Annotated in this window: 14 protein-coding genes; 7 read left to right on the plus strand and 7 right to left on the minus strand. The window is 68.7% G+C overall.

Features of this window, described 5'->3' with window-relative positions:
- Positions 1-48 precede the first annotated feature (48 nt).
- Both dapF and lptM read right to left on the minus strand, forming a co-directional pair.
- Positions 49-897: a diaminopimelate epimerase gene (gene dapF / locus ABIE04_RS08760; RefSeq protein ID WP_354548758.1), complete on the minus strand. Its 849-nt coding sequence runs from the start codon at positions 895-897 to the stop codon at positions 49-51.
- A gap of 7 nt (positions 898-904) precedes the next feature.
- A complete protein-coding gene (lptM, locus tag ABIE04_RS08765) occupies positions 905-1,081 on the minus strand; it encodes an LPS translocon maturation chaperone LptM (RefSeq protein WP_354548761.1) in 177 nt (58 codons plus the stop codon).
- 111 nt (positions 1,082-1,192) lie between these two features.
- Here lptM and ABIE04_RS08770 point away from each other — a divergent pair, with 111 nt between their 5' ends.
- A complete protein-coding gene (locus ABIE04_RS08770; RefSeq protein ID WP_354548763.1) occupies positions 1,193-1,882 on the plus strand; it encodes a hypothetical protein in 690 nt (229 codons plus the stop codon).
- 12 nt (positions 1,883-1,894) lie between these two features.
- On the opposite strand, the gene ABIE04_RS08775 is transcribed toward ABIE04_RS08770, so the two are convergent.
- Positions 1,895-2,425, minus strand: a complete 531-nt coding sequence (locus ABIE04_RS08775) for an N-acetyltransferase (protein ID WP_354548765.1) — start codon at positions 2,423-2,425, stop codon at positions 1,895-1,897.
- Positions 2,426-2,618: 193 nt separating this feature from the next.
- Between ABIE04_RS08775 and ABIE04_RS08780 the strand changes: the two genes are divergently transcribed.
- Positions 2,619-4,106 (plus strand): RimK family protein, encoded by a 1,488-nt coding sequence (locus ABIE04_RS08780; RefSeq protein WP_354548768.1) that lies wholly within the window; start codon positions 2,619-2,621, stop codon positions 4,104-4,106.
- 35 nt (positions 4,107-4,141) lie between these two features.
- Here ABIE04_RS08780 and ABIE04_RS08785 read toward each other — a convergent pair whose 3' ends face one another.
- Entirely contained in the window at positions 4,142-4,399 is a 258-nt protein-coding gene (locus tag ABIE04_RS08785) for a hypothetical protein (RefSeq protein WP_354548770.1), read from the minus strand.
- Between the two features lie 108 nt (positions 4,400-4,507).
- Here ABIE04_RS08785 and aroE point away from each other — a divergent pair, with 108 nt between their 5' ends.
- The 4 genes from aroE to ABIE04_RS08805 all read left to right on the plus strand — a co-directional run bounded on the left by aroE (position 4,508) and on the right by ABIE04_RS08805 (position 8,151).
- Entirely contained in the window at positions 4,508-5,338 is an 831-nt protein-coding gene (gene aroE, locus ABIE04_RS08790) for a shikimate dehydrogenase (protein WP_354548772.1), read from the plus strand.
- Positions 5,335-5,601, plus strand: coding sequence for a YkgJ family cysteine cluster protein (locus ABIE04_RS08795; RefSeq protein WP_354548774.1), 267 nt, complete (start codon positions 5,335-5,337; stop codon positions 5,599-5,601). Before aroE ends, ABIE04_RS08795 begins: the two co-directional genes overlap by 4 nt.
- A gap of 112 nt (positions 5,602-5,713) precedes the next feature.
- Positions 5,714-6,268, plus strand: a complete 555-nt coding sequence (locus ABIE04_RS08800) for an energy transducer TonB (RefSeq protein ID WP_354548777.1) — start codon at positions 5,714-5,716, stop codon at positions 6,266-6,268.
- 110 nt (positions 6,269-6,378) lie between these two features.
- Positions 6,379-8,151, plus strand: a complete 1,773-nt coding sequence (locus ABIE04_RS08805) for a peptide-N4-asparagine amidase (protein ID WP_354548779.1) — start codon at positions 6,379-6,381, stop codon at positions 8,149-8,151.
- Positions 8,152-8,189: 38 nt separating this feature from the next.
- Here ABIE04_RS08805 and ABIE04_RS08810 read toward each other — a convergent pair whose 3' ends face one another.
- Together ABIE04_RS08810 and ABIE04_RS08815 are read right to left on the minus strand one after the other, a co-directional pair.
- Positions 8,190-8,519, minus strand: coding sequence for a low molecular weight protein tyrosine phosphatase family protein (locus tag ABIE04_RS08810; RefSeq protein WP_354548782.1), 330 nt, complete (start codon positions 8,517-8,519; stop codon positions 8,190-8,192).
- Positions 8,519-9,052: a gamma carbonic anhydrase family protein gene (locus ABIE04_RS08815; RefSeq protein ID WP_354548784.1), complete on the minus strand. Its 534-nt coding sequence runs from the start codon at positions 9,050-9,052 to the stop codon at positions 8,519-8,521. Before ABIE04_RS08815 ends, ABIE04_RS08810 begins: the two co-directional genes overlap by 1 nt.
- A gap of 94 nt (positions 9,053-9,146) precedes the next feature.
- Here ABIE04_RS08815 and ABIE04_RS08820 point away from each other — a divergent pair, with 94 nt between their 5' ends.
- Positions 9,147-11,189, plus strand: coding sequence for a M3 family metallopeptidase (locus ABIE04_RS08820; protein ID WP_354548787.1), 2,043 nt, complete (start codon positions 9,147-9,149; stop codon positions 11,187-11,189).
- Positions 11,190-11,292: 103 nt separating this feature from the next.
- Here the strand turns inward: ABIE04_RS08820 and ABIE04_RS08825 are convergent, their stop codons facing one another.
- Positions 11,293-11,502, minus strand: coding sequence for a cold-shock protein (locus tag ABIE04_RS08825; protein WP_007809889.1), 210 nt, complete (start codon positions 11,500-11,502; stop codon positions 11,293-11,295).
- Positions 11,503-11,529: the final 27 nt, after the last annotated feature.

Raw genomic sequence — 11,529 nt, forward strand, 5'->3', positions numbered from 1 at the left:
CGTCCGGCTGGAGTGTGCGATGGACGCGGGCGCGCTTCAACCGCCGCGTCAGGTGCTGGCGGCCGGAACCGGCCATTCACCCTCGAACGCGAACGCGGCCGGGCCGGTCATCCACAACGTGTGGCCGGGGCCGGCCCAGTCGATCCGCAGCGTGCCGCCGGGCAGCTCGACGGCCACCGCGTCGTCGACGTCGCCGCGCTGGTGCAGCACCGCCATCGCGGCGCAGGCGCCGGTGCCGCAGGCGCGCGTCCAGCCGGCGCCGCGTTCGTGCACGCGCAGGCGCAGGTGGCGGCGATCGAGCCACTGCACGAAGCCGGCATTGGCGCCCTGCGCGAAGCGTGGATGGTTCGTCAGGAGCGGGCCGAGCCGCTGCAGCGCGGGGGCGGTGAGGTTTTCCACCACAACCACCGCATGCGGGTTGCCCATCGACACCGCGCCGATGTCCAGCCGCTCGTCGTCCACGACGATTTCGTAGCGATCGGCCGTGGCGTCGGCCGCGAACGGGATCCGCGCGGGTTCGAATACCGGCTCGCCCATGTCCACGGTGACCTCGTTGGCGCCGAGCAGGCGCACCGTCACCGGGCCGGACGGGCTCTCGATCGTCACGCTGTGGCCCAGCGCCAGCGCGCCGGCGCGGTGCAGCCACGCCGCCACGCAGCGCACGCCGTTGCCGCACTGGCCGGACGGCGAACCGTCGGCGTTCCAGATGCCGTAGAAGAACGCGCAGGCCGGGTTGCGCGCCGGCTCGATGCTGAGCAACTGGTCGAAGCCCACGCCGGTATGGCGGTCGGCCAGCGCGCGGATCTGCACCGCGTCCAGCGGGAACGCGCGCTGCCGGCAGTCCAGCACGACGAAGTCGTTGCCGATGCCGTGCATTTTCGAGAAGCGCAGTTGCATGGACGGATCAGTACTGGTCGGTAGCCGGATCGTCGACGGTGGCCGGCAGCGCGGGCGCGGCCGGTTTCGCCGTGGTCGATGTCGAGGCGGGTTGGGTCGGCAGCACCAGCGGGCCCTTGTTGCCGCAGCCGGCAAGCGTGGCGATGGCGAGGCAGAACGGCAGCAGCAAGAGGGATCGGCGCATGGTCGGAATTCCTGAAGACGGCTGCAGTATAGCGAGCCGCGGTGAACCGGCCGCGGCATCGCCGTTATGATGCGCGGACGGATCGCACGACGAGGCGATGAGGTAACGACGATGGACTGGAGCGCGCTGCTGCGCATGCCGATGACCGTGCTGCTGGTGCTGGCGGCGGTGTTCGGGTTGGTCACCCTGGTGCAGCTGGTGGCCTTGCGCCAGCGACTGCACGGCGGCCGCCGGCTCGCCGCCTGCTGGCGTGCGCTGCTGTGCCTGGCCTGCTTCGCGCTGACCCTGCTGCTGGCCGGCACCGGCTATGCGCTGCGCGGCTACCGGCTGCTTGGCGAGGAGGCGCCGGTGGTGGAGATCGACGCACGCATCCTGTCGCCGCAGCGCTGGGCACTCACCCTCACCTGGCCCGACGGCAGCACGCGCCAGGTGCAGCTGGCCGGCGACGACTGGCGCGTCGAGGCGATCGTGCTGAAGTGGAAACTGCCCGCTCTGCTGGCCGGCGTGCCGCCGCTGTACCGGCTCGACCGGCTGTCCGGCCGCTATGACGATCCGGCGCAGGAGGCCGAGGCGCCGCGCACGGTGATCGGCTTCGGCGAAGCGGGCGCATTCGACCTGCTCAACCTGAAAAAGCAGTACCCGCGCTGGGTGCCGGAAATCGACACCGTCTACGGCAGCGGCGCCTTCCTGCTGCTGGTCGACCAGGGCCACTACAGCGTCAGCCTGATGCGCACCGGCGCACTGGTGGCGCGGCCCGACGAGGCGACCGAGCGAAAGATCGGGCAACCGCTTGGCGGTTGAGGCAGGCGACATTCACCCCAGCGTCTTCTCGTAGCGCCACGCGTCGGTTCCGTCCCCGTAGTACCGCGCGTAGCGGCCGATGCGGCGGAAGCCGTGCCGCTCGTACAGACCGATCGCGGCGGCGTTGTCGGTGCGCACTTCCAGCCGCAGCGCGCGACTGCCGCGGCGACGGGCGGCCACCGCGGCCGCTTCCAGCAAGGCTGCGCCGACACCCTGGCCACGCGCCTCGGGCCGGGTCGCCAGCGAGTACAGGCGCGCCACGGCGCTGCGCTTGCGGAAGAACAGCACGGCGCTGCCGAGGAAAAGGTGGTGGTTGGCGCTGGCCACCAGCACCAGGGCGGAGTCGCTGTCCAGATGGCGGCGGTATTGCGCGCGGCTCAGCCGGTCGCTGCTGAAGCTGCGCAGTTCCAGCGCGACCAGGTCATCCAGGTCGGACGAGGCGGCGCGGCGCACGCGCAGGCTGGCGGGAGCGGGCGGCATGTCGGCGGATTCCGGTACGACACGGCGGGCGTAGTCGTACGGCAGGGGCAGGGTAGTCGGCACGCGCGGACTCTAGCAGCCCGCGGGCGGATGATGTGTTTTCCATCCGCGGCGGGACATGGCGTGTCCCGTTCATTCGCGCTTCAGCGCTTTCCCTTGTGCCACGGCGGCGCTGTGCCAAACTGCGCGTTTTGCACATCCTGCCGCGCCCTGCGCAGGGGCAGCCCCGCCATCGCCGTATCGCCCGAGTGGTGCCATGACCCGTCTGGTCATCGTTGTCGAAAAAGCCTCCGACTGGAGTTCGTACTATCCGTCCGTCGACGTGATGAGTGCGATGGACTACCTGCGCAAGCCGGTCGGCAGCGACGACGAACGCACCCACGTGATCAACCTGTGCCGCAGCTACAAGTACCTCGGCGCCGGCTACTACGTGTCGTTGCTGGCCGAGGCGCGCGGGCACAAGGTGATGCCGTCGGTGCGCACGGTGAACGACCTGCGCCGGCGCTCGTTGTACGGCGTGGACATCGACGACCTCAACCAGAAGCTGACCCACTTCCTGCCGGCCGGTGGCCGCGACACCACCGACTTCGGCATCCTGGTCTACTTCGGCGAGACCGCCTATCCGGCGTTGCAGGATCTGGCGCGGCAGGTGTTCGAGACGTTTCCTTGTCCGCTGCTGCGGATCGAGTTCGAGCGCGACCGCGTGTGGCAGGTCAGCTCGATCAAGCCGGTTGGCCTGCACACGCTGGACGACGCGCAGGAGGATGCGTTCGCCGAGGAGCTCGACCGCTTCTCGCGCAAGCTGTGGCGCAAGCCGCGCGCGCGGCGCCAGTTCCGCTACGACGTGGCGATGCTGGTCGATCCGAAGGAACAGATGCCGCCGTCGAACAAGAAGGCGCTGAAATCCTTCGTCGCCGCCGGCAAGGAGCTCGGCATCGAGGTCGACCCGATCGGCAAAAACGACTACCAGCGCCTGGCCGAGTACGACGGCCTGTTCATCCGCGAGACCACCGCCAGCGACAACCATACCTACCGCTTCGCCCACCGCGCGGAGAAGGAAGGCATGGTGGTGATCGACGACCCCAGTTCGATCCTGCGCTGCACGAACAAGATCTACCTCAACGATTTGATGGTCTCGCGCAAGCTGGCGGTGCCGCGCACCGAGATCCTCTATCGCGACGACAGCAAGGGCATGAAGGAAGTCGTCGCCAAGCTCGGTTTTCCGCTGGTGCTGAAGATCCCGGACGGCTCGTTCTCGCGCGGCGTGGTCAAGGTGGAAGACGAAGAGGCGTTGGCGCAAGCGGCCAGCGGGCTGTTCCAGCACAGCGCGCTGCTGCTGGCGCAGGAATACGTCTATACCGAATTCGACTGGCGCATCGGCGTGCTCAACCGCGAGCCGCTGTACGCGTGCAAGTACTACATGTCGCGCGGCCACTGGCAGATCTACAACCACGGCGCCAAGGGCACCGCGAAATCCGGCGGCTTCGAGACCATCGCGGTGAAGGATGCGCCGGCCGAGGTGGTCAAACTCGCACTGAAGGCGACCCAGCCGATCGGTGACGGCCTGTACGGCGTCGATCTGAAACGGGTCGGTAGCAAGCCGGTGGTGATCGAGGTCAACGACAACCCGTCGATCGACGCCGGCGTCGAGGACGCCCACCTCGGTGACGAGTTGTACCTGCGCATCATGCAGGAGTTCCTGCGCCGGATGGAGCGCAAGCGCCAGGGCGGCAGTACCCACTGAAAGGTGGGCCGGCGCTATCCCCTGTGCGTCCGTGGTTAATGCCAGGCCACGCTGCGAACCATGCGCCGGTGCGGCCGGCACAGCGCCAGCAACTGCCGCGGCAGTGAAGGTTCCAGCGCCAGCAGCACGACCAGCGGCGCGCCGACCAGCCAGAACGCCGGCGTCCAGCCGAGCAGGTCGGTATGCGCCGGCACCAGCGTACTCAGCAGCAACGCGCTGCCGCCAAGCAGCCACAGCACGGCGGCGCCGAGCAGGCGTTGATGGTGTGGGGAAGACAAGGCTGGCGTGGGCATGGGCGGTCTCCGCGGGAAAGTGACCGCACATTGCCGTGTTCCCATCTCACCGATTGCGACGTGATGGCGGCTTGTAGAATGAAGCCAGGTAACCATCAGGGGATCCCCATGCCAGCCGCCCAGTTCGCCGTGTTCGGCCATCCGATCAGCCATTCGCTGTCGCCGCAAATCCACCAGGCCTTCGCGCGGCAGTTCGGCATCGAGCTGGAGTACCGCGCGGTCGACGCCGCGCCCGCCGACTTCGTGGCGGTCGTGCAGCGCTTCTTCGCCGCTGGCGGCCGCGGCGCGAACGTCACCTTGCCGCACAAGGCTGCTGCCTATGCGTTGGCGGCGCAGCGCAGTACGGCGGCTACCCGCGCCGGCAGCGCGAACGTGCTGACCCCGCTGGCCGACGGTCGGCTGGCCGCGCACAACACCGATGGCGACGGGCTGGTGCGCGACCTCACCGAGCGTCACAACGTGGACCTGCGCGGCCACACCGCCCTGCTGCTGGGCGCCGGGGGCGCCGCGCATGGCGTGGCCTGGAACCTGCTGGATGCCGGCGTGGAGACGCTGACCATCGTCAGCCGCACCGCCGAGACCGCCGATGCGCTGGCCGACGCGATCGGCGAGCCGGCGCGCGCGCATACCCGCTACTGGTCCGACCTGGCCGACATCGGCAGCTACGACATGATCATCAACGCCACCTCGGCTGGCGTGCTGGGCGTGTCGCTGCAGCTGCCGCCCTCGCTGGTCGGCGCGCGCGCGCTGTGCTACGACCTCTCCTACGGCGCCGCTGCCAGCAGCTTCCTGAGCTGGGCGACGGCCGCGGGTGCGCGCTACGCGTTCGACGGCCTCGGCATGCTGGTGGAGACCGCTGCCGATGCGTTCGAGCTGTGGCATGGCCAGCGACCGGATACCGAGCCGGTGTACCAGGCGTTGCGTCGGCAGTCCGCATGAACGCATTCGCATGCCGCGCCGGCTGCGGTGCCTGCTGCATCGCCCCGTCGATCAGCTCGCCGATCCCCGGCATGCCCGATGGCAAGCCGGCTGGCGCCCGCTGCGTGCAGCTCACCGACGACAACCGTTGCGCGATCTTCGGCCGCCCCGAGCGTCCCGCCGTGTGTGCCAGCCTGCGCGCGGAGCCGGCGATGTGCGGTACGGACCGCACCCATGCGCTGGCCTGGCTGGCGCGGCTGGAAGCGGCCACGACGACGCGTTGAAGCCGTGCCGCCACACGACTGAAACACCGCCTCGCTAACGTGGCGGCATCCGCCGGGAGTACGTCGATGACGGAGACTCCAGCGCGCGGCCGTCGTTTGTGCAGCAGGTGTCATGCCCCGTTTCCTTTCCGCCGTATCGCACCGATACGCCGCGCTCACCCTGCTCTGCCTGTCGTTGCTGGCCGCGGCCGGCGGCATTTTCTGGTACAGCCGGGCGACCGCGAGCGCCGCACCGAACGATGCCACGGCGTCGTCCGCCGGATGGGCGGATACGCCGGCCGATGATGCGCAAAGCGGCAGCGGCATCCTGCTCGGGCTGGCTCGCGATGCGATGCGCGACGGCCGCCTGCTGGCGCCGGCCGGCAGCAATGCCTGGGAGTTCTACCTCAGCGTGTTGCAGCTGGAACCGCAGAACCGGGTGGCGCAGGAGGCATTGCGTGAATCCTTCCCGCGCGCTGCGGACGAGATCGAGCACACCATCAACCGCAAGGAGCTGGAGGAGGCGCGGCGCGAGATCGACCTGCTGCGCGAATTCGACCGCGACAACTTCACGCTGGCCCTGCTCGGCGGCAAGCTCTCCGCCGCGCGCAACATCGTGATGCGGCAGCACGAGGCCGAAGCCGAACGCATCCGCCAGGCCGCGGCGCAGGCGGTCCAGGCCCGGTGACCCGGCCGCTGGCGACGCGTCCGGCCATGTGATCGCCGGTACGCAGTTGCGGCATCCGCCGTGTGCTAGTTTCGGCGGTACGGGGGGCACCATCACGTGAGGACACACGCATGTTGCCGAAGGGGTTTCTTCAGGGCGGCCCGCTGCTTGCCGGGCTCGTGTTCGCGCTTTCCATGCCGGCCTTCGACGCCGTGGCCGATACCAGTCCGCCAGGTTCGACTGGGGTCACCGTGGCCGATCCGGCCGTGCCGCGACCACCAGGTACGCCTTGCGCGGTGCAGCTGTACAGCGACGACACGTTTGCCGATTTCAGCACCCACCCCTACACCTACGCGCCGCCCGAGGGTTGCGGCACGCGCTGGTCGAAAGTGGTGCTGGAGGCGGATTTCTCGGTCACCGCCGGGCGCCAGTTCGACCGCACCGCGGAGATCTGGCTGGACGGGGTGAATCTGTATTACGGCACCACCCAGGAGCCTTCCGCCACGGTGTCGCCGAGCTGGCACGTGGAGCGCGACCTCACCGACTACAGCGCGCTGTTGCGCCAGGCAGGCAACGGGCAGGTGATTCTCGGCAACGTGGTCAACGACACCTATACCGGCGTGCTGCATGGCAGTGCGCGCCTGCTGTTCTATCCGGCCACGGCGGCGGCGCCTGCCCCGCGCGTGCCCGATGCGGTGCTGCCGTTGGGCAGCGATCCGGTGGGCGACGCCACCCTGCTGGACGACGGCAACAGCAAGCTCAGCCGCAGTCTCGACCTGCCGCGCAACGTGGAGCGTGCCTACCTGGACGTGTTCGCGCAGAGCCAGAACGCCGACGAATTCTGGTACACCTGCGTGCCCGACCAGTACGCCGCCCGGGTGCAGGAGTGCGGCGGCGGCAACTTCCGCGAGGCCGAGGTGAGCATCGACGGCCAGCCCGCCGGCGTGGCACCGGTGTATCCGTGGATCTACACCGGCGGCATCGATCCCTACTTGTGGCGTCCCACGCCGGGCGTGCAGGCGCTGAACTTCATGCCGTACCGGGTCGACCTGACGCCGTTCGCCGGCGTGCTCAGCGACGGCAACCCGCATGAGGTGGCGCTCAGCGTCGCCGGCGCCCATCACTACTTCCTGGCCAGCGCCAGCCTGCTGCTCTACCTCGACCCGCACGCCAGTCGCGTGGTGGGCGGCATCGTGAAGAACACGCTCGCCGGGCAGCCGCCCACGCCCACCATCGGCGACACCCTGGTCACCGACGCCGACGGCAATGTCAGCGGCGACATCACCACCGGGTTGAGCCGGCACTTCGTGATCGAGGGCTATGCCAATACCTCGCACGGTCGCGTGAACACGCGGGTGGAACAAACCGTGGGCTTCGACGACACCCAGAGCTTCACCATCGACGCCGCCACCTACCGCCAGGTCACCGACCAGACCACCTCGGTCGACAGCGTCAGCCAGAGCCGGGTCGGCCGCTTCGTCACCAGCGAGCTTCGCCAGTCCCTGCGCTATCCGCTGCACCTGGACTACAGCTTCCAGACCACCGACGACGGCAACTACATCCAGGCCACGCTGTTGCACCAGGGCTACACCAACGACAGCGACCATCGCCTGCTGGGCCGCACGATCTATGCGGCCAAGGTGAGCAACACGGTCGACGCCAGCGACACGCTGGACTTCGATGCCAACTTCAGCGTCATCGGGCACTCGAACCAGCAGAACATGCAGAGCTTCGCCTTCCACGATTCGCTCGGCGGCTGCTATCGCAAGGACGTGGCCAGCGTCGGCGGCGTGGTGACGACGAATGCCGAAGGCATGGGCTGCCCGAACGGGCAGAATCAGGTGTGGTGGTTCAGCCATCCGGACGGTTCGCCGGACGGCGGCAACAGCCTGCTGGGCTGGTGAGCAAGGCGCCGTGGCCGCTCATCCGGCGGCCACGGCGTTCAGCGCAGCAGCGGGCCGGCGCGCCGGAGCAGCAGTTCGACCAGTTCCGGTTGCATGTAACCGTAGTTGTCCGCGATGTCCAGGCAGACGATGCGCTTGCCCCGGAGGCGGACGCGGTGACGTGACTGCAGCCGGCGCCGGTGCGCCGCTTCCATCACCACGATCAATTCGGCCCAGTCCAGCTGCTCGGCCGTCAGTATCGTCTCTGCATCGTCGGCCAAGCCAGCGGAGTCAGTTTCGAGGTTCGGCCAGGTGCCGAACACGCGCTCGGCGGTGGGGCTGCGCAGGCGGTTGCGGCTGCACAGGAACAGTACGCGTCGCGGTGCCATCAGGCGGATGCCAGGTACTCGTCTTTCAGGCGCACGTAGTGGTCGGCGGAATAATGCAGGTGCTCGATCTGGCGGTCGCTGAGCAGGCGCACGAATTTCGCCGGGTTACCCAGCCACAGCTCGCGCTCGCCGACCACCTTGCCCGGCGGGATCAGCGCGCCGGCGCCGACGAAGCCGTATTTCCGCACCACCGCGCCGTCCAGCACGCTGGCGTGCATGCCGATCAGGCAGTAGTCGCCGATGCTGCAGGCATGCACCACGGCGGCGTGGCCGACGGTGACGCCCTCGCCGATCAGGCACGGGAAGCCCGGGCCGTACGGGCCGGCGTGGGCGACGTGCACGATGCTGCCGTCCTGGATGCTGGTTCTCGCGCCGACGCGGATGTGGTTGACGTCGCCGCGCAGCACCGCGCCCGGCCAGATCGAGACGTCGTCGCCCAGCACCACGTCGCCGATCACGCTGGCGGCAGGGTCGACGTAGACGCGCTGGCCGAGGGTGGGCGCGATGCCCTTGAAGCTGCGCAGGGGGTTCATCCGGGCATTCTAGCGGCGTGGCCTGGCCGTCACATCGTCATGCTTGATTTCGCCTTGCGCGATCGCCACGCTGATGGCCTGAAAAGGAGCGTTCATGAGTCACGACAACCCGCTGCTGGCCGACGACACCCTGCCGGCGTTCTCGCAGATCCTTCCTGAGCACGTTGCGCCGGCGATCGATGCGATCCTGGCCGACTACCGCGCCGGCATCGACGCGCTGGTCGCGCCCGGCGCGCCACGCGATTTCGCCACGGTGATGCTGACCCAGGAGCGGCTGGAGCAGCGTCTGGCGCGGGCCTGGGCGCCGGTGTCGCATCTGCATTCGGTGGCCGACAGCGAGGCCTTGCGCGCGGTGTACGGACCGGCCGAGGAGCAACTCACCGAGCACGCGATCGAGCTGGGCCAGAACCGCGAGCTGTACGCCGCGGTGCAGGCGCTGGCGGACGCGCCGGACTTCGCCATGCTGCCGCGCCCCGAACGCGCGCTGGTCGAACATGCGCTGCGCGACTTCCGGCTGTCCGGCGTGGCGCTGGACGAGCCGGCGCGTTCGCGCTTCCGCGAGATCGGGGTGGAATTGTCGAAACTCTCCACCGAATTCTCCAATGCGGTGCTCGACGCCAGCGAGGCGTGGCACGAGCACGTCACCGACGAACGCGACCTCGCCGGCATCCCGGATTCCGGCCGCGCGGTGCTGCGCCAGTACGCCGCGGACCAGGGTCTGGACGGCTATCTGGTCACCCTGAAGCAACCCAGCGTGCAGGCGGTGCTGACCTACGCCGACAACCGCGGCCTGCGCGAACGGGTGTACTGGGCCTACCAGACGCGCGCCTCCGACCAGGGTCCGAACGCGGGCAAGTTCGACAACAGTGCGCGCATCGAGCGGATCATGGCGCTGCGTCACGAGGCGGCACAGCTGCTCGGTTTCGCCAACGCGGCGGAGGAATCGCTGGCGACCAAGATGGCCGTCTCGCCGACCGAAGTGATGGAATTCCTGCATGACCTGGCCGCGCGCGCGAAGCCGGTGGCGCAGCGCGAGCTGGCCACGTTGCGCGAGTTCGCCCATGCCGAGCTGAAGCTCGACAACCTCGAGCCGTGGGACGTCGCCTATGCGTCGGAGAAACTGCGCCAGCGCGAGTACGCGCTGGACGAGGAACAGCTCAAGCCGTACTTCCCGCTGCCGGCGGTGATCGACGGCCTGTTCGGCCTCACCACGCAGCTGTACGGCATCACCCTCGCCCCGCGCGACGGCGTCGACGTGTGGCATCCGCAAGTGCGCTACTACGACGTGCGCGACGCCGACGGCCGCGTGTTCGCCGGCGCCTATGTCGACCTGTACGCGCGCAACGGCAAGCGCGGCGGCGCGTGGATGGACGTCTGCCGCGCCCGCTTCGACGACGGTGGGCAACGGCAGCTGCCGGTGGCCTTCCTCACCTGCAATTTCGCGCCGCCCACCGAGGGCAAGCCGGCCCTGCTCACCCACGACGACGTGCTGACCCTGTTCCACGAGTTCGGCCACGGCCTGCATCACCTGCTCACCGAGATCGCGCTGCCCTCGATCGGCGGCATCGACGGCGTCGAATGGGACGCGGTGGAGTTGCCCAGCCAGTTCATGGAGAACTTCGGCTGGAATCGCGAGGCGCTGGACCTGTTCGCGAAGCACTGGCAGACCGGCGAGCGGCTGCCGGACGCCTTGTTCGAACGCATGCTGGCCGCGCGGCATTTCCACGCCGGCCTGTTCCTGGTGCGCCAGCTGGAATTCGCCCTGTTCGATTTCCTGCTGCACCTGGAGTACGACCCGGCGCAGGGCGCCCGTCCGCTGGCGGTGCTGGAACAGGTGCGCAAGCAGGTCGCCGTGATGCATCCACCGGCGTGGCAGCGCTTCCCGCACGGCTTCAGCCACATCTTCGCCGGCGGTTACGCGGCCGGTTACTACAGCTACCTGTGGGCCGAGCTGCTCAGCGCCGACGCGTTTGGCGAGTTCGAGGAGCATGGCGTGATCGACCGCGCCACCGGCGAGCGCTTCCGCCGCGAGTTTCTGGCGGTCGGCGCCAGCCGCCCGGCGCTGGAAAGCTTCATCGCCTTCCGCGGCCGCAAGCCGGATCCGGAGGCGCTGCTGCGCAGCCACGGGCTGGCCTGATCGTGGCGGGTCGGGCGGTGCCCGAGTTTGGGCACTGCCTGGCTGCAGACGAAAAAAAGCCCGCCGAAGCGGGCTTTTCAGATTCGCTCAAATCCCGAAGGACTCAGGCAACCTGGACTTCCTCAGCCTGCAGGCCTTTCTGGCCCTTGGTGACGACGAACGTGACGCGCTGGCCTTCCTGCAGGGACTTGAAGCCCGTGCCCTGGATCGCGCGGAAATGCACGAACAGGTCGTCACCGCTTTCCGGGGTGATGAAGCCAAAACCTTTGGCGTCGTTGAACCACTTGACTGTACCGCTCTGACGATCCGACATGTAACATTACCTTTGAAGCATGGATGG

Source organism: Rhodanobacter soli (assembly GCF_040548735.1).
Classification (GTDB): domain Bacteria; phylum Pseudomonadota; class Gammaproteobacteria; order Xanthomonadales; family Rhodanobacteraceae; genus Rhodanobacter; species Rhodanobacter soli_A.